Below are 20,019 nucleotides of genomic sequence, written 5' to 3' on the forward strand. Positions count from 1 at the left end.
TACTCGGCTAGCTCATGAAGAAGACCATGGCCGCGAGGCTTGCCCCCATGGCCAGGTGCTCCCAACGGAGCAGGTCCGTGATCGGTCGATTGCGCAGCCGGACGAGTGCGGCCGCCATCCAGCAGAGGTAAGCCGCCGTGGCGGCGCGTAGCAACACGAGCGCCGCGTCATGGCCGGTGACGATGCCGTGGTCCATCCGGGGCCCGGCGGCTATGTGGTGGATAGCCATCGACCCGCCGTGTTGATGCATCAGCACGGCGAGCGCCATGAGCACGGCCCCGGCCGTACGGTGCCACTCCACCTCCGGGCCGGGCTCGGTCGGACCGCTGGTGACGAGTGCCACCGCGAAGGCGAGGAGCAGCAGCGCGCCCGCGTACTGCACAACCGGTGCGGCGTCGAGGGTCACCGCGACCATGACAGCCACCATCGCACCCGCGAGCATCCGGGCCCTGCGGGACGCGCCCGCCCGCGGCACGACGCAGCAGCAGGCCGACACCGCGGCCGACCCGAGCATGATCATCTCGAGCGTCAGGACGTCACCGCCGGCGTAACGCCGGGGCGTGACCATTGGGCGGTGGGGCGGCCGTTGAGCCGCCACGGGTGACCACTGACCCGCGGCCAACCTTGGGGTGAGTTTTCCCAGTTCTCTTGCCGGCCGTACACGGTGAGGTCCAAGGCGTGGTAGCTGGTCGTCAACGCCTCCACGCCCCGCCCGGTGGTCCAGTAGGTTTCGTAGACCTGGTCGCCGTCGCGCAGGTAGCAGGCGATGAACCCGAATTCGCGACCGTCGGCCAGAGCCGGGTCGGAGTCTTTCGCCGAATACCAGGGGAACGGGTAGCCCATGAACTCCGCGAACGGGGCACTTTCGTCGTAGGGGCCCTGGCAGAACACGACGTAGGTGACGTCCCGGGCATGCAGGTAGTCCAGCATCTGCATGTGACAGGTCGAGAAGGTGCACCCCTCACACTGATCCCCGTACGGTTTGCCGTCGTGCCACATGTGGAAGTAGGCGATGAGCATCCGGCGGCCCTCGAAAACCTCCACCAGCGGGGTGTCCCCGCCGGGGCCCTGGACCGTCACCGTCGGCATCAAGGTCATCGGCAGCTGACGACGAGCGGCTGCGATCGCGTCTCCTTCGCGGGTATGGGCCTTCTCCCGGACCAGCAGTTCGTTGCGCTCGCGCAGCCAGGTCTCCCGGTCGACGACCGGGGGTGTGGCTGCGCTGGACGCGGGGGTTGCCGTCATGGCTGTCTCCATCGTGGTGTGGGGATTGGTCACCGGTACAGACGACCGAGTCGGCGATCGTCATCGGTGACCGATGACGGATGGGGTCCGCGGTCGTCAGTACGGTTGTGAGGACCATTCAGCCCCGGGGAGTTCACATGTCCGACTCGCCTGACGAGCAGGCGGTCTGGCTGCAGCGCGCCTTCGACGAGCACCGGCGCGAGCTACACGTGCACTGCTACCGCCTCGCAGGGAACGTCACCGACGCGGACGACCTGGTGCAGGAGGCCTTCCTGCGTGCCTGGCGAGCTCGCGACCGCTTCGAGGGTCGGGCGTCGGCGCGCACCTGGTTCTACCGGATCGCCACGAACGTCTTCCTCGACAGCCGCAAGGCGGCCGGTCACCGGACGGTTCCGTATGGTGACCCGCTGGAGTGGTCCACCGAGCTCGGTCCCTATCCAGACGCCCTGTTGGCCGACGATCCGCAGACCGGTCTCGCCGCCCGGGAGACCGTCGAGCTGGCCCTGATCGCAGCGCTTATGTACCTGCCGCCGCGGCAGCGGGCGGCCTTCGTGCTGCGCGACGTCTACGGCTGGACGCCGCAGGAGATCGCCGGCGCGCTCGACACCGCAGTAGCGGCCGTCAACAGCCTCCTCCAGCGGGCCCGCCACACCCTCCGGCGGCGCGCTCCGTCGGACCCACAGGACTGGCGCCGCCCGCAGCTCACCAGCGAGGACGAAGAGATCCTGCGCCGCTACGCCAACGCGAAGGACCCGGATACGGTCCGGGCACTGCTCGCCGAGGACGTACGGATCACGATGCCGCCCGAGCCGCCGGTCGTCGGGATCGACGCGGCCGCGGAGTTCCTCGGCCGACCGCTCGACTGGCGTACCTTCCCCACCTCGGCCAACGGGCGCCCGGCACTGATCAACTATCTCCGCCGGCCCGGCAGCCCGCACTATGAGGCGCTGGTCGTCGACGTACTCCGGATCGAGAACGGGAAAATCGTAGAGAGCAACGCCTTCATCGGTGCCCGTCACGTCGCCGCCTTCAGCATGCCCGTCACGCTCGAGCCCTAGACGAGTAAGTCTCAAGCTAAGCGGCCGAGTCTGCGCTGGTAGTGAGATCGCCGGGCTCGGGCTTGGGCGTAGCGGTCCTCGGCGCTCGGATCGCCCTCGGTCAGCGCCTCGGACGTGAGGGTGCCGACCGTCGCGCCGTCGCGGGCGGGCAGTTCCTGGCGGGCCAGACCGATCGTGCCCGCCCGCTGCACGGTGCCGTCGTCCGGCGTGATCAGCCCGGCGAGGACGTGCAGCAGCGTCGTCATGCCGCGACCGGGCGGAGACGGTGACCGAGACGTCGGTCAGGACTCGACGTGCCCGCGGGTCACGGTGACGTCGGTGGCGCGTACGTGCGCGCTGCCGGCCTCGACGGGCCGGGACATGGGTTCGGGGTTCGGGATGAGGTTCAACGGTGCTCCGCAGCTCGCGATGGAGCCGGGCAGCAGCTAACGGCCGCCCGGCCGGAACCGGGACGGCGAGCGCGAACTCAGCAGAGGAAGGGCGCCGCCGTCAGCGGGCGGAGCGGACCTTCTGCGACCAGATACCTCGTGCCATGACGGCGATGTTAGCAACCTCGGCGCATCAACTCCCGAGGGTTTCGCCCACCCCGTGGTCAGCGCGACATGAGGTGGGCGGGGGAAATACCGGCGTGCCGCCTACCGGCGCGGGCGGGGCAGCAGGGCGATCAACGCGACCGCCACGGCCACGTGCGTCGCGCCGAGGGCGAGTTTGGCGCCGCCGGTGGCCTCGACGCTGAACACGGGGACGAAGGACAGCACCGTCACGACGATGGCCAGCGAGATCCAGACCGGTCGGGCGACGCGGGTGGCGAACCGCTCCAGCAGCGCCAGCGCCGCCCAACCGAGCAGGGCGGACGCCAGCGCGATGACGGCGATCGCTCCGGCGCCGATGACGGTAGCGGGCTGCCCCGGGCTCTCGATGGTGTAGTCGACTCCGGCGACAGCGCCGATCGACCAGATGATCAGGGGCGCCACCACGGCGGCGGCAACGCCGAGGGCGCGGCGGCGCAGCGATGAGGTGTCGCGGGTCGTGACGGTGGCAGCACTCATGACGGCTCCTCGTTCAGGGGAAGCGAACGAGTACGACCGTAACAGATAGTCTTGTTCGGAACTATCTTTGTCGGAACTAACAGTTGGATCGACTGCCCGGCGCGTACGGGGAGGTGTTGGCCAGCGGCCCGTTCACCAATGCCAGGAGCGCCCGCAGGAACGCCTCCCGGTCCTGGTCCGGCAGGGTCGCGAGCAGGTCGTCCTGGATGCGCCGGACCACCTGTTGTGCCTGCCGCAGGACCTGCTCCCCCGCTGGCGTGACCGCCACCAGCCGGGCCCGCCGGTCGGTGGGCACCGGACGGCGCTCGGCCAGCCCGGCCCGTTCCAACTGGTCGAGGGTCACCACCATCGTGGTCTTGTCCACACCGCACCGCTCGCCGATTTCGCGCTGGGTCAGGTCACCGGTGTGGGCCTGCGCCAGCACGTAGTGCGCCCGCGGCGAGATGCCCAACTCGGCCAGCCCTGCGGCGTGTTCGGTCTGCAACGCGTGACTCGCCCAGGAGAGAAGGAACAACAGGTCGGGTGGGCCGTCCGTGGGCGTGCAGGAGGTCATGCGCCGAGGCTAGCAAGATCCTCCGCGACGAGACGGTTCGCGACGCGGACGATCAGAGCCGCTGGTAGATGCCGTGCTCGCGGGTGAGCAGCCGCTCGTCGATCAGATCCGCTCAGTCGGCCTGCGGCGTGCGCCGCGGCTGCTCGGCGACGAGCAGCACCCGGCGCAGCAGGTCGGAGAGGTGCCGCCGCTCGGTCGCGGTGAGCGCGCCGAGCAGGCGGTGCTCCTCCGCGCCCTGGACCTCCATCGCTCCGCGCCACGCGGCGTGACCCGCCTCGGTGAGTTCCACATCAACCCGCCGCCGGTCGACTGTTGACGGAATCCGGCGCACGAACCCCCGCCGCAGCAGCGCGTCCACCCGTGCCGTGATCGAGGCGGGGGCCATCGCGAGATCCGCAGCGAGATCCGAGGGCGCGGCTCGGCCACGGCGGCCGGCCAGGGCGTGCAGGGTGTCGTACTCGTGTGCCGGCAGGTCGAGATCGACCAGGACCCGCTCCTTGACCGCCCGCAGGTGCCGGGTCAGCCGGATCATCCTGGTCACCGCCCCCTCGACGTCGGCGTCGAGGTCGGGCACCACGGGCAGCCAACGCTCGATGTGCTGGTCGACGGCGTCCGGAGTGGTCGTCACCGCGCCAGCTTACATCAGTGGCGAAATATTCATTGCCGAAATGTTCGACGTCAAAGTATATTGCGGTCATGGCTCATCCACTGCGCGACCGCTCCTTCCGGCTGCTGTTCCTGGGCCGCACCATCTCCGCCCTCGGCGACGCGGTGGTGCCCGCCGCGTCGGCCCTGGCCGTGCTGCGGGCCACCGGCTCCACCGGAGCGCTGGCCGTGGTCCTGGCCGCGGCGGTCGTCCCCCGGCTGCTCCTGCTGCCACTCGGTGGTGTCCTGGCCGACCGATTCGACGCCCGCCGCGTCGCCCTGCTCGCTGACCTGGTCCGCTGCGTGACCCAGCTCGCGGTCGGAGTGGAACTCCTCGGCGGTGACCCGTCGCTGACCACCGTCGTCGTGGCGTCGGCGCTGGGCGGCACCGCCTCGGCGTTCGCCATTCCGACCGCGTCGCCGCTGGTCGCCGGCACCGTCGACCCGGCCGGCCGGCAGCGGGCCAACGCCCTGATGGGGGTCACCGCCAACGCCAGCCGCCTCGCCGGACCGGCGCTGGCCGGCGCGCTGATCTGGGCCGCCGGGCCCGGCTGGGCGTTCATTCTGGACGGCGCGTCGTTCGCGCTCAGCGCCGCGCTGCTCGCGCTGGTACGGGTCCGCCACGTGCCCGTGCCCCGCCGTTCCGTCCTCGCCGACCTGCGACACGGCTTCGGCGAGGTACGCGCCCGCGACTGGTTCTGGACCAGCCTGCTCGGGCACGGCGTGTGGAACGGCGCGGCGGCTGTGCTGATGACCCTCGGGCCGGCCGTCGCCATCGACCGCCTCGGCGGCGAGACCACCTGGGTGCTGTTTTTGCAGGCCGGCGCGATCGGGATGCTCGCCGGTTCGCTGCTGGCCGGGCGGGTCCGGCTGCACCGTCCGGTGCTGCTGGCCAACCTCGGCCTGGCCTGCTACGCCGCACCGCTGTTCCTGCTTGCCGTCGCCGCGCCCGCCCCGGCGGTGATCGCCGCGTACGCCGTGGCGCTGACCGCCCTCGGTTACCTCAACCCGGTGTGGGAGACCGTCGTGCAGCACCACTTTCCGCCCGAGGTTCTGGCCCGGGTCACCTCGTACGACTGGCTGGTGTCCCTGGCTGCCATGCCGCTGGGCTACGCGCTGGCGCCGCTGGCCGCCGACGCGTTCGGCGCACCCGTTCCGCTGGCCGTCGCCGGGCTGCTGGTCCTCGCCGCCTGCGCGGGCACCGCGCTCGTCCCCGGCGTACGCCGCCTCGCCTGGCCGGCGGCCCCACAACCGCAACCGGCCGAACCGGCCGGCGTCCGCTGATCGGATCGGTGCACGGCCACCGGCGGAACGCCAGGGGCGTCCGGGACCGGCCCACGCGAGAGGCCCCCGACCAGCACCGGGAGCCTCCGTGCGATCTGGTCGGTCAGCGGGCGGCGCGTGTCATCGCGACGAAGCCACGCCACGACTGCGGACTGAACGTCAACGTTGCGCCGTCGCGGTCCTTGGAGTCACGAACAAGGACCACGCCCGGAAGGTTGTCGGCAACCTCGACGCAGTTGCCGCCGTTGCCGCCGCTTCTCGTGCTCGTCCGCCACCGCGCACCGGTCATGTCCATGATGCCGCCGCTTCTCTGAGAAGTTCCAAGGAACGCCCTCGGGGCAGGGCCTCTCCGCGAATACGCTCCCACCGTCGTTCCAGGCTAACAAGGTCCGACGTTTGATCGAGAATCTGCGCCTGTGCCGCGCTGTCGACGTGCGCGACCCGGGACCCGTCCGGCATGTCCGCGATGGTGAACGGTCCGTCGAGCCCGGGGTAGCTGGGCGCCTCCGCCGGGACGATGTGCAGCTGGATGGTGCCCGTCTCGGTGTGGCCGACCAGACGGGCCAGTTGCGCTGCCATCAGCGCCCGGTCGTCGCCGACACGTCGCCTCAGCACCCCCTCGTCGAGCACGGCGATCAGCAGTGGCCCGCCGCTGCGCCCGAGAATCGCCTGCCGGTTGATCCGCGCCTCGGCGAATTCGGCGACCGCCTCCGGCGACAGCACGCCGCCGGCCAGGGTCGCCCGCGCGTACGCCTCGGTCTGCAACAGTCCAGGCACCCACGTCAACTCGAACGACCGCAGTGTCACCGCCTCGCGTTCGAGGTCGACCCAGGGCCGGAACCACACGGGTTCACGGCGCCGGACGACGTCCGGCCACAGTGCGTCGGCGTCCTTCGCCAGCAGCCCCGCGACGGTCGCACGGTGCCGGCTCTGTGGAATGTGCCCGGGTTCGCCCACCTGGCGACGGTCTTCGGATGCACGCCGAGCTGGCCCGCGAGGCTCTCGGCGGTGTGACCCGCCGCAGCCAGCGCCGCGACAAAGGCGTGGTTCATCTCGTCCCTCCCCTGGCACAAATCGGGTGCCCTGAAGAGATTACGTAACGCTGTGTGTTTGTCCAGCAACCCCCGGCAAAGTGCGGTGTAACTGGCGCTGCGACGAGGAGGAAGCTGTGCAGGACGAGGTACGAAAGTGACCGGCGGCACGCTCAGAGCCGGGGACGTGGTCCTGCTGACCACCGCCGCGAGCGTTCAATTCAGGAAGCCGATCGTCGTACGGGTCATCCGTGAGCTGCCCGACCGGTACACCTACGACGGTTGGCTCTGGCTCGACGCCTACGAACTCGACCGGAAGGGCGAAGCCGTCGCACGGCGCGAGTTGTTCGTGCAGCGCGACGGCGTGCAGGTGCAGGCTCGGGCCCGCCGCGCCGCGCCCCACCGATCCGGCGGTGCGCGTCCGTGGGGGTCGCCTGATGCCCGAACGTCCGAACCACACTGCACTGCGCCCGTCGTGGCGCTGCCCGGTCTGCGGCATCCTGTGGCCGTGCTCGGCCGCGAAACTGCGTCTCCTCGGCCAGTACCGCGGTGATCGGCCGGGCCTGTTGACACACCTGGCGAAGCTCCAGGAGGAGGCCAGCGCCGATCTCACCAAGCTCAACCCGGACAGTGCGCTACCCGACCTGACCCCGCGTTTCGTCGGCTGGGCGCAGACCCGCTGATGCGTCGTCGGCAACCCCCGAGGGGGCATTGACGGGTTTATCCGACGCAGCGTGATGCGAGAGACTGACGGCGTGACGATTCGCCTCGGGTTGCGGCCGGCCGGATGAGCCGACCACTCAGGATATTCGTCGCTGTGCTCTCGACGGCGCTCCCCATCGTGCTGTATTTCGTGGTCACCGCCAAGGTGCGCGCCATGACGGAGCCGGTCACCGTCACCCGGACCGTCGTCGACCTTCCGACGCTCGCCGCGAAGGGGCTGCTCTTCTTCGCCCCCCTCGATTCCACGATCGCCCCCGTGATGGACGCGGCGACACAGCCGGCCCGTTGGGCCGTGATCCTGCTGATCGCGGTGTCGACGTACCTGGCCTGCGGGCTGGTCACCCGGCGAACGCACCCGTTCGTCGCGGCGATGGCCGGTGCGGCCGCGGCTCTCGCCGCCACGGCGATCGGCGACCTGCTCTGGTGGGCCACCTTCGTGGTTCGCGTCCACACCGCCCCCGCCGGCTGGTACGCCGACGAGGCGCTGGACCACTCCACGCTCCTCGCCAGCGCGCACCTGACGCTGACGGGTTGGACGTCCGACGCCCTCTTTCTCGGCTTCTTCGTGGCGGCGATGAACACGAGTCTGGTCGGTGGCGCCAGTCTGGCGCTGCTGCTCAGGGACCGGCTGTCCGCCGACGCCGACGAGGGCGAGGACGCCGACGAAGGCGAGGACACCGACGCTGTCGACGAGACCGAGCCGGCAGCCCCCGTACCGCTGGTCGGCGACCGGCGGGGTCGTAGCGCGAACCTTGCCCTGGCCGGCGTCCTTCCGGTGTTGGTGCTCATGTTGGTCAACGGCACCCAAGCCGTGTGGGACAGCTATTCGGGCAGAGGTCTCCTCGGACTGCTCAAGGAATTCCTCTACCGCCCCGCCCTGTCCCCGCCGCCACGGGTCCGCGACGACGTGGAGTACCGACTGACCCACGAGGCCGACCCGAACCCGCTGTCGATGGACGTGTGGGTGCACCGGTCGGTGCTCGCCCTCGCCGTGCTGCTGGTGCTGTGGCTCCTGCTCCGGGCGCTGCTCGCCGGCCTGCCGAGTTCCGGGCACGGCCTCGGGCTCGTCGTCGTCTGCTGGGGTGTCACGATCGCGGCGTCCGCGCTGATCGCGACGTCCGACGTCCTCGTCGACTGCGCGGTCACCGACTCCGCCACCGGGTGCGCTCCCTGGGAGTCCCTGAGCACCCAGTTGACCTCCGCGATGCGCTTCGGCGCGGCCTGGGGTTGGCTGGTCGCCCTGCCCGTGCTGCTGGCCCGCCGGCTCCTCGACACCGACACGTCCACCGATACGCAGGAGACGCCCGTTCATGAGCCCACGTGACAGACGCCCGCGCCGCCGTAAGGCTCCCACTCGGGCCCAGGCCCCGGTGTCGCAGCCCGCGCCCGTCGCCTGGTGGAAACGCCCCGTCACCTGGCTGCTGACGATCGTGCTCGGCGCCGTCGGCACCTGGCTCGGCGCCGTCGTCCTCGGGATGATGAACGAGTGGAAGCCGGCGAACGAGCTGGCCGAGCAGTTGGCCGGCCGGGGGCCACTCGTGGTCCTCGACGTGACGCACGTCCCCTACCCGCAGGAGGGTGCGCTCGGCTACGTCTACCCCGCCGGCGCCGACCTGGCGCGGCTGGATGCCGCGCGCCCGAAGGATCCGACCGTCGAGGCCGGCGCGGTCGACATCGAACGGAGCACCTGGGAGATCACCCTCGTCGGCACCCGGGAGGAGGCCGTCGAGGCCGTCGACCTGCGGCCTGTCCTGGTCGAGCCCTGCCGCCCCCCGCTCACCGGTATCCGGGAGCCCAACGAGTCCCAGGGCGACTCCCAGAAGATCGTCCTCGTGACACACGTGGATCGACCGAACCCCCGCATGCTCGTCGAGGAGCCGGACGGCCAGGACGGCGGCGACCCCTTCTTCGCCACCCACAAGATCACCCTGCCCCGGGGCGAGAAGAACGTCATTCAGGTACGCGCGCTGAGCGCGAAACAGCACTGCCGATGGCGACTGGAGTTGGATTACCTCGCCGACGGAAGACGCCAGACGATGGTGGTCTCGGCACCCGGCGACAAGCCGTTCGAGGTGACCGGACGCGCGGACGAAACGGCCTACTCCTCGGTCTACCTGAGCCCGATCCACGACTGTCGGGCCAAGGATGGCAGCAAGGCCGCCCGGCTCCGCATCACCGGCGCCGAGTACGCGCAGATGCTCCGCGACAAGCGCACCTGCCCCTACTGACAGTCGCCGAGGCGCTGACCGCCGTGATGGTCGCGGGCGTCGGCGGCCTGGTCGCCACCGGCATCGAGTAGACCGGGCTGTCGCCCGGCCCACTTATCGGATCGGGCCGTCGGTGCGCAGCCGTGCGTGCAGGTGCATGTCGTGCCAGCCGTCAGCGTGGCGCACCGACGCGCGGGCCACACCCTCCTCGCTGAAGCCGGCCCGCGCCGCCACCCGGCAGGACGCCGCGTTCGCGGTCGAGTGCTCCAAAGCCAGCCGGTGCAACCCGCCCCGGGTGAAGCTCCACCGGGTCAGGGCGAGCAGCGACTCGGTGGCGATCCCCCGACCACGCGCCGCCGGCACCACCCAGTACGACAGCTGCGCCGACGCCTCGTCCAGCAGCACGCCCCGCAAACCCACCTGACCCACCGGCCGGTCGTCGGCGTCGACGATCGCCCAACTGGCGGCCGTCTCGGCCCGCCAACGGCCCGCCCACTGCCCCGTCCACGCCCGCGCCTCGTCGTCGGAGTCCAGACGGCGAACGTGCCACCGCTGGATCGCCGGACAGTCGAAGGCGGCCTGTACAGCCGGGGCGTCGTCGTCGCGCCACGGCCGCAGTGCCAGCCCAGGGCGTACCGAAAGGTGGGGTTGCTCCTGGGCGGCGAGGCTGCCGGCGGGCAGAGCGGGCACGACGAGCAGCGGCATCCGGCCATTGTCGAGCCGACGGCACCGGCGGCACCCATCCATCCCACGGGCCCTGTCGAGCTGCCCCAAAGCTGGGGCAAGGGCAAATTCGGGTCGTCGCGCCAGCGCCCCGCCCCACCCATGGGGCAGCTCTACAGGCCCCGAACCAGACACCCATACGCCCACGACAGGGCACTGTCGCCGCAGGCCACGGCCTCACTCCCCGGTCGGGCCGCCGGCGAGTTCGGCGACCACGTCGAGGTGGCCCAGGTGGCGGGCGTACTCCTGCACCAGGTGGAACAGCACCCGCTCCAGCGACGCCGGGTCCGCGCCATTCCACCGCGGGCCCGGCGCACCGATCTCGGCCAGGTCGTGCGCCGTCACCACGGCCGTGGTGTGCGCGCCCTGCGCCCGCAGCGCCGCCACCAGATCCGCGCGGGTCTCGTCCGGGGCTACGTACCAGCGGTCCTCGCGGCGGTCACCCCACGGCTCGGCGACCTGTCGCCCCTGGAACCCCCACTCGATCCAGCGCAACTCGACGTGGCGCAGGTGCGTGAGCAACTCCAGCGGGGTCCACCCGGACGGCAGCCGGCTGCGCCGCAACTCCGACTCGTTCAGCGCCGACACCTTGGCCACCACGGATTCCCGGAAGTAGTCCAGGTAGCGCAGGAAGACCTCGGTTCGGCTACCGGCCGGAGCGGTGGGCTCCGGGAAAGCGATCATGACGCGCTCGGCAGATGGCGGCCGCGCTGCCGGACACCGGCCCCGCCGTACGGGTAGTCGCCCACCGGTGGGGCGCTCGCCTCGTCCAACAGCCGCATCTGCTCGGCGTCGAGGACCAGGTCGGCGGCGGTCAGGTTGTCGTCGAGCTGCTCGGTGGTACGCGCGCCGAGGATCACCGAGGTGACCGCCGGTCGGGCCGCCAGCCAGGCCAACGCCACCGCCGACATGGAAACGCCCCGGTCCGAGGCGATCTGGCGAACCACGTCGAGCACCCGCCAGGTGCGCTCCTCGGCGTTGCGACCCGCGTACGCCTCGACGCCGCGCTGCGGGTTCTCGCCGAGCCTCGTCGCACCGGTGGGCGTGCTGTCGCGCTGGTACTTGCCGGTCAGCCAGCCGCCACCCAGCGGCGACCACGGCAGGATGCCGATGCCCTCGTTCTCGCAGACCGGCACCAACTCGAACTCGATCTCCCGGGCCAGCAGGTTGTACTGCGGTTGCAGGGTCACGATCGGGGTGAGGTTGAGGTGTTGGGTGAGCAGGGCGGCCTTCTGCAACTGCCAGCCGGTGAAGTTGCTGACCCCCGCGTAGCGGATCTTTCCGGCGCTGACCGCGTCGTCGAAGAACCGCAGCGTCTCCGGCAGCGGGGTCAGCGGATCCCAGGCGTGCGCCTGGTACAGGTCGACGGCCTCGACGCCGAGCCGCCGCAGGCTGGCGTCCAGGGCGCGGGTGAGGTGCACCCGGGACAGGCCGGCGTCGTTCGCACCCGGGCCCATCGGGAACCGCCCCTTGGTGGCGATCACCAGGCGGTCACGCAGGTCGGGGCGGCTGCGCAGCCAGCGCCCGATGATGGTCTCGGAGACACCGATCGAGTAGACGTCGGCGGTGTCGATGAAGGTGCCACCGGCCTCGACGAACCGGTCCAGTTGGGCGAAGCTGCCGGCCTCGTCGGTCTCGTCGCCGAAGGTCATCGTGCCCAGACAGAGAGTCGACACCACCGTGCCGGTGGTGCCCAGATTGCGGTAACGCATATCGTCCTTTCGGTCCGAGTGACAAAGCTGATCTTCGCACTCGTCCCGACACCCGCGTACGGGACAGTGCCGAACGGCAGCACGGGCACCCGCGCGGCGACGCCACCGGTCATCATGAGCGGGTGAGCGAGCCCGCGATCGGCATCGACCGCCCTCACCAGCCCACCCCGTCGCCACCGCCGGGGCAGCCACCGGAGCCCGGCACGCGCACCCGCGGCCCGTGGCTGGTGGCCGCCGCCACCACCGTGACACTGCTGCTGCTCGCCAACCGGTACGGCTATCACCGTGACGAGCTGTACTTCCTGCTCGCCGGTCGACATCTCGACTGGGGCTACGTCGATCAGGGCCCGCTGGTCCCGGCGCTTGCCCGGCTGCTCGACGCGATCGCCCCGGGCAACCTGGTGGTGCTGCGGACCCCGTCGGCGGTGCTGGCCGGCGGCGCGGTGCTGGTGGTCGCCGCGATCGCCCGGGAGCTGGGCGCCGGCCGGGGCGCGCAGATTCTCGCGGCGGTGCTCGCCGCGCTGTCCGGCATCGTGCTCGCCAGCGGGCACCTGCTCAGCACCACCACCGTCGACCTGCTGGTCTGGCTGGTGGCGGCGTGGTGTGCGGTGCGGTTGCTGCGCACCGGTGACAGCCGTTGGGCGTTGGGCATCGGGCTGGCACTCGGCGTGGGCATGCTCAGCAAGCTGCTGCCGGCGCTGCTGGCGGTGGGCCTGGTCGCCGGGGTGCTCATCGCCGGGCCCCGTCGGCTGCTGCGCGACCGGTGGGTGCTCACCGCCGCCGGGATCACCGTGCTGCTGGCCGCACCGAACCTGATCTGGCAGGCGTCGCACGGCTTTCCGCAGCTCGGCGTGGCGGCGTCCATCTCCGACGGGGACAGCTCCTACAGTGGCCGGCTCGACGCGTTCACCCTCCAGTTCGTCATCATCAGCCCGTACGCCGTACCGATCTGGATCGCCGGGCTCGTCGCGTTGCTGCGCCGACCGGCGTGGCGGAACTACCGGGCGGTGGGCTGGGCGTGGCTGGTGGTGGTCGGCATCGTGCTGATCGCCGGCGGCAAGGGTTACTACGACGCGCCGCTGCTGCTGGTCCTCACCGCCGCCGGCGCGACGGTGACCGTCGCGTGGGCCTCGCGCGGGTCGCTGTGGTGGCGTCGGGGGTTGCTCGCGCTGGGCGTGCTGCCGTTCCTGCTGCCCAACGTCGTGTTGCTGCTGCCGGTGCTGCCGGCCGACCGGTTGCCCGGTTTCGTGGTCGACGTCAACTACGACGCCGGCGAGACGATCGGCTGGCCGGCGTTCGCCGACTCGGTCGCCGCCGTCCATCGCGGCTTGCCGCCGCAGGAGCGCTCACGAGCCGTGGTGCTGACCGGCAACTACGGCGAGGCCGGCGCGCTGGCCCGATACGGTCCGGCCCGCGACCTGCCCCGCGCGTACTCCGGGCACAACAGCATGGTCGACTTCGGCCGCCCGCCGGCCGACGCCGACGTGGTCGTCGCCGTGGGTTGGGAGCGCCCCGACCGGCTGACCACCTGGTTCGAGCAGTGCACGCTCGCCGGGCGGGTGGATCAGCGGGTCGAGGTGGACAACGACGAGAACGGTGGCCCGATCTACGTGTGCCGGGGGCTGCGGCGTCCGTGGGCGCAGATCTGGGACACCGAGGTACGCCACACCGGCTGACCGTGCCCCAGCCGGCTCCGCCGGTCCGCCAGGTTTCAGCCGGCTCCGCCGGTCAGCCAGGTCTGGATGCCGGCCAGGGCTTCGGGGCCGGAGTTGGTGTCGACGTCGCGGGCGAGGTCGGCGATCGTGACCGCGGCGAGGGCCTGGCGCCAGGCGTCCTCCGCGGCCCACATCGCGCGGGCGACCGGGCAGGGCGTGGTGCAGGCGTCGGCCGGGGTCGCGAAGGGGCCGCGCTGACGGATCTCCGTACAGACGAAGGTCGGGCCGGGACCATCGACGGCCCGGACCACGTCGAGCAGGGTGATGCTCTCCGGGGCGCGGGTCAGCACGTACCCGCCTGATTTGCCCTGCACGGAGTGGATCAGGTCGGCGCGGGCGAGGGCCTGGAGCTGCTTGGCGAGGTAGCTGCTGGAGACGTCGTGCAGTTCCGCAAGCTTGGCCGCCGGGACGGGCGTGTTGCTGGCCGTGAGCACGACGCAGCAGTGCAGCGCCCACTCGACCCCGCCGGACATCTTCATGACGTCACCCTAGTCACCCCGCTACTCGGATTAATTGTGTCCGAGTATAGTTCCCGGATAGAAGAGGTCCGAGTTTGGCGACGCCTCGACAGGCGGACAAAGGACCACATAGTCACGGGAAGGTGCACGAGCATGAAGATCGCCGTACTGGGCGGGACCGGCCTCATCGGGTCACAGGTCGTCAAGATCCTCCAGGCCGCGGGACACGAGGCGACGCCACTCTCGCCGTCCACCGGGGTCGACCTCCTCACCGGGCAGGGCCTGTCCGAGGCGCTCGTGGGCGCCGAGGTCGTCGTCAACCTGACGAACTCGCCGACCTTCGACGACGCCTCTCCCGCCTTCTTCCAGACGACGATGGACAACCTGTTGGCCGCCGCCGCGCACGCGGGCGTCGGCCACGCGGTGGTGCTCTCCATCGTCGGCGTCGACCAGGTCCCCGACCTGGACTACTACCGCGCCAAGGTCCTCCAGGAGGACATCCTCAAGGCCGGTCCCGTCCCGTACTCGATCGTCCGCGTCACCCAGTTCTTCGAGTTCGTCGACGCGATCCTCTCCTGGACGGCCGACGGCACCACCGTGCGCCTGCCCCGCACGCCGGTGCAGCCCATGGCCGCCGCCGACGTGGCGCAGGCCGTCGCCGAGGTCAGCATGGGTGCGCCGCTACAGGGCGTCCGCAACGTCGCCGGGCCCGACGTCTTCACCCTCGACGAGCTGGGACGGATCACCCTCGCCGCCCGTGGTGACCAGCGCACCGTCACCATCGACGACACCGCCGGCATGTTCGCCGCCGTCACCGGCGACGTCCTCACCGCCTCCGGCGACGCCGTCATCGCCCCCACCGCGTACCGGGAGTGGCTCGGCCGGCAGGGCTGAGACGTCGACCCGACCCGCACGCCGCCGTGGCAGTCGTTCAGGACGGCGGCGTGCGGGCGGAGCGCCACTCCCGGGCGAGGATGGCGAAGACGAGCTGGTCGGCCCACCTCCCGTCGAACAGGTAGCTCTCGACGTGGTGAGCCTCCTGGCGCATCCCGAGCCGGGCCATCAACCGCGCGGACGCCTCGTTGCGGGCATGACAACGGGCGTAGATCCGGTGCAGCCCCGCCCCGTCGAACCCCCACTCCACAAGGGCCGTGGCGGCCTCGGTGGCCAGGCCGCGACCACCGTGATCGGGATGGAACACGTATCCGAGTTCGGCGGTACGGGCCCGCTCGTCGCGCCACACCAGCTCCACGACGCCGATCACCCCGGCGTCGGTGACCACCGCCAGCGTCAGGCAGTCACCCTCCGCGCGCCACGCGTCCTCACTTGCCATGGCGAGCACCGACGCCCGCGACTGCGCACGGGTACGCGGCTCGGCGCCGAGCATCCAGCGCACCACGTCGGGCCGGCGCTGAAACGCGTACACGTCGTCGAGGTCGTCGATGGTGACCGGACGCAGGGCGAGGCGTGCGGTGCGGATCGGAAAGGTCGGCCGGAGCATCAAATGATCGTAGGGACACGACAGGTGGGTACGGTGACACCGTGCTGTCGACCGTGAAGGGTCTGTCCCGCTACCACACCGAGCAGTCGCTGCGCGCCCATCTACTGGAGCGCTCACACCGCACCGAGAACGGCTGCCTGGTCGTCGAAGGCTACGGGCGGCGGCGCGGCGTGCATCAGAAAGTCGCCGGTCGCGCGTGGGCGCACATCGCCGCGTACGTCGTCCTCGTCGGCGGGTACGACCCCACCCTCGACGTCGACCAGACCTGCGGCGCCCCCGACTGCATTGAGCCGACGCATCTGCGCCAGGTCAGCCGGACCGAAGCCTGCCGCAACCGATCCCAGTCGGCACGGTGCCGCAACGGCCACGACCGGGAACTCGACCCGGCGACCGGCCGCTACCGCCGGGTCTGCCGGACGTGCAACCGGGAGACTCAGCGCCGGTGGCGTGAGCGTGAGGCAGCCGAGGTGGCCAGGGCCCGCGCGGCGTACGGCCGCTCGTAGCCCCGGCACCCCGGGCCCCGTCGTCAGTGCGACAGCGCCTTCTCCAGCTCCGCCTTCGACATCGACGAGCGGCCCTTGATCCCGCGCTTCTTCGCCTCGTTGTACAGCTGTTCCTTGGTGCGGCCCTGCGCGCCGGTGTGCGAGCGCTTACCGCCGCGGTGGCCCGAGGACACGTCGTTCAGCGAGGAACGACTCGCGGTACGCGCCTCGCCGGAGCGGGCCCGTTCCTTGTTGACGGTGCGGGCGGCGATCTCCTTCGCCCGCCCGGTGGGTACGCCGCGCTTCTGCGCGCTGTCCTTGATGTGCTCGTACTGCCTTTCCCGCTTCGGGCTCGATCCCGTGGGCATCGGATTCCTCCTTCGACAGGGGCGGGCTGACAACAGTCACCGACGGCCGCCCGATTCCTGCTCGGACGTCGCGCCGCTTCGGTCGTGTCTCGCGCAGGGGACGGTGCCCACTTCCGGAACCCACCAAACAGGCCGGAGCGGGCACCGGTCGCCGTGCCGGCGTCGTGAGCAGGTCTAGCCGTCCCCCTCAGCCCGAACAGTCGGGCTGTCAGTCGGCGACGACGAGCGCCTGGGGCGCGGCGGCCTTCATCCGGGTCCGCAGCCACTTGAGCTGGATCGCCGTGTCACCTTCGCAGCGCCGCACCACCGCGAGCAGTTCCTCGTCGCGGGCGCCGTAGGCGGCCTGCCCGAGCACGGTCCAGGTGATGTCGCACTCGGCTGCCATCAGGTAGAGGTCCTGGAGGTCCCGCAGCAGGCCGATACCGCCGGTGCGGGTGCCGGTGAACAGTTGCGAGTGCAGCCGGTCGGGTTCGTCGGGGGCCTCCTCGGCGTACCGGCCCACGAACGGGTACAGCTGTTCGGCGTGTGCGTCGCAGCGCCGCGCCTGCTGCTGGCAGAGGTGCTCGATGTCCGGCTCCTCGGCGTGCGCGGCGGCGACCTGCCGGAACGCGTCGGCCAGGTTGACCTGCGCGCGGTGCAGGAGACCGAGGTAGTGGGCGAGGTGCACGGCTCACTCCTTCCCGCTGGTGGCCTCGGCTGCCGGCCCGCCAACGGTGGGCGGCACGTCAGCGTCCGGCGGTGGGGCGCTGCCGCCGACGGTCGGCGCCGGCGAGGGTACGCCCCGCCCGTCGGCGAGTTTCGTCACGGCGACGGCGGCGACCTTGAAGAGGGGTTGCTTGGACACCGGGTCCCAGGCGGTGATGGTCAGCTCGTTCGCCGCCCGCGCCGTGCGGTCGGCGGGGTCCTGGTCGAAGTAGCCGTAGTGGAAGGGCAGGAAGACGACGCCGGGGCGGATACCGCACAGCCGGGCGCGGGCCTGGATGGAGCCGCGCGCCGAGGAGACACCGACCAGGTCACCCTCGACGACGCCGAACCGGGCCGCGTCTGCGGGGTTGAGCTCCACCCACACATCCGGTGCCGCCTGGTTGAGTTGCGGGGCGCGGCCGGTCTTCGTACGGGTGTGGAACTGGTAGACGGTGCGCCCGGTGGTGAGCAACAGCGGATGTTCGTCGTCGGGCACCTCGGGTGAGGGTTGGTAGTCGACGCTGTGCAGGAACGCCCGTCCGTTTGGTTCCTTCGCCCGGTATTCCGCCCCGGTGAACTCCGCCCCGGTGGCCAGGTCCTGGCCGTACGTCTCGCAGTAGTCCGGGTCGGTGTGGAATCTTCCGTCGGTGTAGAGGCGTTCGGTCCCGTCCGGGTGCTCGTCCGTGCAGGGCCACTGAATGCCGGAACCGCCACGCAGCTTCTCGTAGGTGATGCCGGTGTAGTCGCACGGCCGGCCCCGCGAACACTCCTTCCACGCCTCGAACACCTCCTCCGGCCCGCTCCAGTCGATCAGTGGTTGACCGTCGCGGTCGCGGAAGTCCATCCGACGGGCGTAGTCGAGGAAGATGTCCAGGTCGGGTCGGGCCTCCCCGGGTGGGTCGACGGCCTTGTCGGAGATGTGCACCGTCCGGTCGACGCTGGTGAACGTGCCGGTCTTCTCGCCCCAGGTGGCGGCGGGCAGCACGACATCGGCCAGCTCGGCGGTCTCGGTGAGGAAGAGATCCTGGACCACCACGAACAGCTCCGGCCTGCTCAGGATCTGCCGGATTCGGTGCAGCTCCGGCAGGGAGACGGCCGGGTTGGTAGCGGAGATCCACAGGAGTTTGATCGAGCCCTGTTCGGCGTACCGGAAGATCTGCATGGCGTGCGTCGGCGGCGCCCAGTGCGGAATGGTGTCCACGTCCACGTTCCACAGCCGCGCCAACTCCTCGACGTGGGCGGTGTTGGCCCAGTTGCGCAGGCCGGGCAGGTCGCCGTCGGCACCGGTCTCCCGGTTGTTCTGGGCGGTCGGCTGACCGTTCATCTGGTAGATCCCCGCCCCGGGCCGGCCGATCATGCCGCGGATCAGGTGCAGGTTGTTGACGGCGCAGGCGGCGGCGGTGGCCTGGTTCGACTGGTAGAAGCCCTGCAGTACGGTCGATAGCAAGCCCTGCGAGGTGCCGAGCAGTTCTGCCGCGCGCTCCACATCGGCCGCCGGCACGTCGCAGATGTCGGCGACCCGACGGGCCGGATAGCCGTCGACGATCCGGCACAGTTCGTCGAAACCAACGGTGTGCGCCTCGACGTAGTCGTGGTCGTACCAGCCGCGCCGGACGATCTCCCGCAGCAGGCCGTTCATCAGGGCCACGTTGGTGCCGTTACGCACCGCCAGGTGCAGATCGGCCTCCCGGGCGACCGGGGTGGCGCGCGGGTCCACCGCCAGCATCGCCGGCGGATTGGGGCCGCGTCGCCGGTCCAGCATCCGCATCCACAGCACCGTCTGGGTCTCGGCCACGTTGTGACCCCACAGCGCGATCGCGTCGCAGTGGTCCACATCGGTGTACGAGCCCGGCTGCCCGTCGGTGCCGAAGCTCGCCTTCATCGCCGCCGCCGCGGTCGCCGTGCAGAGCCGGGTGTTGCCGTCCATGTGCGGCGTGCCCAGACCGGCCTTACCGATCACACCCAGCGTGTAGTACTCCTCCAGGAACAGTTGCCCGGTGGTGTAGAAGCCGAAGTGGCCCCACCCACCCGGCCCGTCGAGGAGTTCCTTCGACCGGGCCACGATGCGCCCCATCGCGGTGTCCCAGTCCGACTCGACCAGGCGGTCACCGTCGCGGATGAGCGGCCGGGTCAACCGGTCCGGGCTGTGGTTGGCCTGCCAGCCGTACAGGTCCTTCGGGTCGACCCGGCCCCGGTTGATCCGGTCCACGGCCCGACCGCGCACCCCGACGATCCGTCCGTCGGCTACCGCGATGTCCAGCGCGTCGCCGTTGGAGTGCAGCACCGACGCCGACTGCACCCACCGGTCCACGTCGGCATCGGCTCGGCCGTCGGCCAGGTACCGGTCCACCCGCACCGGCCACTCCTGCCCTGGCCCGTACGGGGTCCGCTCACCCCACGGGTCGGCGATCCGGTCCACCACGATGCCCTCCCTCTGCGCCCCGTCTGCTCGGGATCATTTCTCCCGAATCCCGTCCGTCATGCCTGCTGTTGAACGACATGTGAACTTCAGTAAGAACGACATTGTTCTTCAGTGGCTGTGCCACCGGCGGCACAGGCGCTGATCTCGCATCCCACCTTT

23 protein-coding genes and 2 pseudogenes are annotated in these 20,019 nt (G+C 70.9%); 9 read left to right on the plus strand and 16 right to left on the minus strand.

The window, feature by feature from the left end; all coding sequences use genetic code 11:
- Positions 1-7: 7 nt before the first annotated feature.
- A complete protein-coding gene (locus AB0J33_RS28175) occupies positions 8-568 on the minus strand; it encodes a hypothetical protein (RefSeq protein WP_363617660.1) in 561 nt (186 codons plus the stop codon).
- Positions 529-1,245, minus strand: a complete 717-nt coding sequence (locus AB0J33_RS28180) for a DUF899 family protein (RefSeq protein ID WP_363617602.1) — start codon at positions 1,243-1,245, stop codon at positions 529-531. The genes AB0J33_RS28175 and AB0J33_RS28180 overlap by 40 nt, the downstream gene beginning before the upstream one ends.
- Before the next feature lie 137 nt (positions 1,246-1,382).
- On the opposite strand from AB0J33_RS28180, the gene AB0J33_RS28185 reads away from it, so the two are divergent.
- Positions 1,383-2,303 (plus strand): RNA polymerase subunit sigma-70, encoded by a 921-nt coding sequence (locus AB0J33_RS28185; protein ID WP_363617604.1) that lies wholly within the window; start codon positions 1,383-1,385, stop codon positions 2,301-2,303.
- An 11-nt stretch (positions 2,304-2,314) separates the two neighbouring features.
- Here AB0J33_RS28185 and AB0J33_RS28190 read toward each other — a convergent pair whose 3' ends face one another.
- From AB0J33_RS28190 to AB0J33_RS28205, 4 genes are all read right to left on the minus strand, one after another.
- Positions 2,315-2,548: a hypothetical protein gene (locus AB0J33_RS28190; protein WP_363617606.1), complete on the minus strand. Its 234-nt coding sequence runs from the start codon at positions 2,546-2,548 to the stop codon at positions 2,315-2,317.
- A gap of 390 nt (positions 2,549-2,938) precedes the next feature.
- Positions 2,939-3,352 carry a DUF6069 family protein gene (locus AB0J33_RS28195; protein ID WP_363617608.1) on the minus strand — a complete coding sequence of 138 codons (414 nt, stop codon included), beginning with the start codon at positions 3,350-3,352 and terminating at the stop codon, positions 2,939-2,941.
- A 76-nt stretch (positions 3,353-3,428) separates the two neighbouring features.
- The gene (locus AB0J33_RS28200; protein WP_363617610.1) at positions 3,429-3,905 is read right to left on the minus strand and encodes a MarR family winged helix-turn-helix transcriptional regulator; all 477 of its coding nucleotides are present in this window, start codon (positions 3,903-3,905) and stop codon (positions 3,429-3,431) included.
- 112 nt (positions 3,906-4,017) lie between these two features.
- A complete protein-coding gene (locus AB0J33_RS28205) occupies positions 4,018-4,533 on the minus strand; it encodes a MarR family transcriptional regulator (RefSeq protein WP_363617612.1) in 516 nt (171 codons plus the stop codon).
- A 68-nt stretch (positions 4,534-4,601) separates the two neighbouring features.
- Here AB0J33_RS28205 and AB0J33_RS28210 point away from each other — a divergent pair, with 68 nt between their 5' ends.
- Entirely contained in the window at positions 4,602-5,834 is a 1,233-nt protein-coding gene (locus AB0J33_RS28210; protein WP_363617614.1) for an MFS transporter, read from the plus strand.
- Between the two features lie 103 nt (positions 5,835-5,937).
- Here the strand turns inward: AB0J33_RS28210 and AB0J33_RS28215 are convergent, their stop codons facing one another.
- Positions 5,938-6,129: a DUF397 domain-containing protein gene (locus AB0J33_RS28215; RefSeq protein WP_363617616.1), complete on the minus strand. Its 192-nt coding sequence runs from the start codon at positions 6,127-6,129 to the stop codon at positions 5,938-5,940.
- Positions 6,120-6,886: pseudogene (locus AB0J33_RS28220) on the minus strand (DUF5753 domain-containing protein). The gene AB0J33_RS28215 and the pseudogene AB0J33_RS28220 overlap by 10 nt, the downstream one beginning before the upstream one ends.
- 136 nt (positions 6,887-7,022) lie before the next feature.
- Here AB0J33_RS28220 and AB0J33_RS28225 point away from each other — a divergent pair.
- The 4 genes and pseudogenes from AB0J33_RS28225 to AB0J33_RS28240 form a co-directional block, all read left to right on the plus strand.
- Positions 7,023-7,232 (plus strand): annotated as a pseudogene (locus AB0J33_RS28225) (hypothetical protein); the annotation flags it as partial.
- A 70-nt stretch (positions 7,233-7,302) separates the two neighbouring features.
- Entirely contained in the window at positions 7,303-7,548 is a 246-nt protein-coding gene (locus AB0J33_RS28230) for a flavin reductase (RefSeq protein WP_363617618.1), read from the plus strand.
- Positions 7,549-7,742: 194 nt separating this feature from the next.
- Complete coding sequence (locus tag AB0J33_RS28235; protein WP_363617620.1) at positions 7,743-8,912, plus strand: hypothetical protein; 1,170 nt, start codon at positions 7,743-7,745, stop codon at positions 8,910-8,912.
- A gap of 46 nt (positions 8,913-8,958) precedes the next feature.
- A complete protein-coding gene (locus tag AB0J33_RS28240) occupies positions 8,959-9,816 on the plus strand; it encodes a hypothetical protein (RefSeq protein WP_363617622.1) in 858 nt (285 codons plus the stop codon).
- 93 nt (positions 9,817-9,909) lie between these two features.
- On the opposite strand, the gene AB0J33_RS28245 is transcribed toward AB0J33_RS28240, so the two are convergent.
- The 3 genes from AB0J33_RS28245 to AB0J33_RS28255 form a co-directional block, all read right to left on the minus strand.
- Entirely contained in the window at positions 9,910-10,500 is a 591-nt protein-coding gene (locus tag AB0J33_RS28245) for a GNAT family N-acetyltransferase (RefSeq protein ID WP_363617624.1), read from the minus strand.
- 195 nt (positions 10,501-10,695) lie between these two features.
- On the minus strand, positions 10,696-11,202 hold the full coding sequence (locus AB0J33_RS28250) for a DUF664 domain-containing protein (RefSeq protein ID WP_363617626.1): 507 nt from the start codon (positions 11,200-11,202) through the stop codon (positions 10,696-10,698).
- Positions 11,199-12,230 (minus strand): aldo/keto reductase, encoded by a 1,032-nt coding sequence (locus AB0J33_RS28255; RefSeq protein WP_363617628.1) that lies wholly within the window; start codon positions 12,228-12,230, stop codon positions 11,199-11,201. The genes AB0J33_RS28250 and AB0J33_RS28255 overlap by 4 nt, the downstream gene beginning before the upstream one ends.
- 122 nt (positions 12,231-12,352) lie before the next feature.
- On the opposite strand from AB0J33_RS28255, the gene AB0J33_RS28260 reads away from it, so the two are divergent.
- Positions 12,353-13,906: a glycosyltransferase family 39 protein gene (locus tag AB0J33_RS28260; RefSeq protein WP_363617629.1), complete on the plus strand. Its 1,554-nt coding sequence runs from the start codon at positions 12,353-12,355 to the stop codon at positions 13,904-13,906.
- Between the two features lie 35 nt (positions 13,907-13,941).
- On the opposite strand, the gene AB0J33_RS28265 is transcribed toward AB0J33_RS28260, so the two are convergent.
- Positions 13,942-14,424 (minus strand): Rrf2 family transcriptional regulator, encoded by a 483-nt coding sequence (locus tag AB0J33_RS28265; RefSeq protein WP_363617630.1) that lies wholly within the window; start codon positions 14,422-14,424, stop codon positions 13,942-13,944.
- A 132-nt stretch (positions 14,425-14,556) separates the two neighbouring features.
- On the opposite strand from AB0J33_RS28265, the gene AB0J33_RS28270 reads away from it, so the two are divergent.
- Positions 14,557-15,297 (plus strand): SDR family oxidoreductase, encoded by a 741-nt coding sequence (locus AB0J33_RS28270; RefSeq protein WP_363617632.1) that lies wholly within the window; start codon positions 14,557-14,559, stop codon positions 15,295-15,297.
- 37 nt (positions 15,298-15,334) lie between these two features.
- Here AB0J33_RS28270 and AB0J33_RS28275 read toward each other — a convergent pair whose 3' ends face one another.
- The gene (locus AB0J33_RS28275) at positions 15,335-15,904 is read right to left on the minus strand and encodes a GNAT family N-acetyltransferase (RefSeq protein WP_363617634.1); all 570 of its coding nucleotides are present in this window, start codon (positions 15,902-15,904) and stop codon (positions 15,335-15,337) included.
- A gap of 41 nt (positions 15,905-15,945) precedes the next feature.
- Between AB0J33_RS28275 and AB0J33_RS28280 the strand changes: the two genes are divergently transcribed.
- Complete coding sequence (locus AB0J33_RS28280) at positions 15,946-16,407, plus strand: HNH endonuclease (RefSeq protein WP_363617636.1); 462 nt, start codon at positions 15,946-15,948, stop codon at positions 16,405-16,407.
- Positions 16,408-16,430: 23 nt separating this feature from the next.
- On the opposite strand, the gene AB0J33_RS28285 is transcribed toward AB0J33_RS28280, so the two are convergent.
- From AB0J33_RS28285 to AB0J33_RS28295, 3 genes are all read right to left on the minus strand, one after another.
- Positions 16,431-16,754, minus strand: coding sequence for a plasmid stabilization protein (locus AB0J33_RS28285; protein WP_363617638.1), 324 nt, complete (start codon positions 16,752-16,754; stop codon positions 16,431-16,433).
- A 208-nt stretch (positions 16,755-16,962) separates the two neighbouring features.
- Positions 16,963-17,421 (minus strand): hypothetical protein, encoded by a 459-nt coding sequence (locus tag AB0J33_RS28290; protein ID WP_363617640.1) that lies wholly within the window; start codon positions 17,419-17,421, stop codon positions 16,963-16,965.
- Between the two features lie 3 nt (positions 17,422-17,424).
- Entirely contained in the window at positions 17,425-19,860 is a 2,436-nt protein-coding gene (locus AB0J33_RS28295; protein ID WP_363617642.1) for a molybdopterin oxidoreductase family protein, read from the minus strand.
- Positions 19,861-20,019 lie beyond the last annotated feature (159 nt).

This window comes from Micromonospora sp. NPDC049645, assembly GCF_040675155.1.
GTDB lineage: Bacteria > Actinomycetota > Actinomycetes > Mycobacteriales > Micromonosporaceae > Micromonospora.

Excerpts from the sequence above, each read along its gene's own strand:
- AB0J33_RS28175 (WP_363617660.1), bottom strand. The coding sequence starts at position 568 with ATGGTCACGCCCCGGCGTTACGCCGGCGGTGACGTCCTGACGCTCGAG.
- AB0J33_RS28285 (WP_363617638.1), bottom strand. The coding sequence starts at position 16,754 with ATGCCCACGGGATCGAGCCCGAAGCGGGAAAGGCAGTACGAGCACATC.
- AB0J33_RS28255 (WP_363617628.1), bottom strand. The coding sequence starts at position 12,230 with ATGCGTTACCGCAATCTGGGCACCACCGGCACGGTGGTGTCGACTCTC.
- AB0J33_RS28185 (WP_363617604.1), top strand. The coding sequence starts at position 1,383 with ATGTCCGACTCGCCTGACGAGCAGGCGGTCTGGCTGCAGCGCGCCTTC.
- AB0J33_RS28195 (WP_363617608.1), bottom strand. The coding sequence starts at position 3,352 with ATGAGTGCTGCCACCGTCACGACCCGCGACACCTCATCGCTGCGCCGC.
- AB0J33_RS28265 (WP_363617630.1), bottom strand. The coding sequence starts at position 14,424 with ATGAAGATGTCCGGCGGGGTCGAGTGGGCGCTGCACTGCTGCGTCGTG.
- AB0J33_RS28210 (WP_363617614.1), top strand. The coding sequence starts at position 4,602 with ATGGCTCATCCACTGCGCGACCGCTCCTTCCGGCTGCTGTTCCTGGGC.
- AB0J33_RS28250 (WP_363617626.1), bottom strand. The coding sequence starts at position 11,202 with ATGATCGCTTTCCCGGAGCCCACCGCTCCGGCCGGTAGCCGAACCGAG.
- AB0J33_RS28230 (WP_363617618.1), top strand. The coding sequence starts at position 7,303 with ATGCCCGAACGTCCGAACCACACTGCACTGCGCCCGTCGTGGCGCTGC.
- AB0J33_RS28200 (WP_363617610.1), bottom strand. The coding sequence starts at position 3,905 with ATGACCTCCTGCACGCCCACGGACGGCCCACCCGACCTGTTGTTCCTT.
- AB0J33_RS28270 (WP_363617632.1), top strand. The coding sequence starts at position 14,557 with ATGAAGATCGCCGTACTGGGCGGGACCGGCCTCATCGGGTCACAGGTC.
- AB0J33_RS28215 (WP_363617616.1), bottom strand. The coding sequence starts at position 6,129 with ATGGACATGACCGGTGCGCGGTGGCGGACGAGCACGAGAAGCGGCGGC.
- AB0J33_RS28180 (WP_363617602.1), bottom strand. The coding sequence starts at position 1,245 with ATGACGGCAACCCCCGCGTCCAGCGCAGCCACACCCCCGGTCGTCGAC.
- AB0J33_RS28235 (WP_363617620.1), top strand. The coding sequence starts at position 7,743 with ATGACGGAGCCGGTCACCGTCACCCGGACCGTCGTCGACCTTCCGACG.
- AB0J33_RS28275 (WP_363617634.1), bottom strand. The coding sequence starts at position 15,904 with ATGCTCCGGCCGACCTTTCCGATCCGCACCGCACGCCTCGCCCTGCGT.
- AB0J33_RS28245 (WP_363617624.1), bottom strand. The coding sequence starts at position 10,500 with ATGCCGCTGCTCGTCGTGCCCGCTCTGCCCGCCGGCAGCCTCGCCGCC.
- AB0J33_RS28190 (WP_363617606.1), bottom strand. The coding sequence starts at position 2,548 with ATGACGACGCTGCTGCACGTCCTCGCCGGGCTGATCACGCCGGACGAC.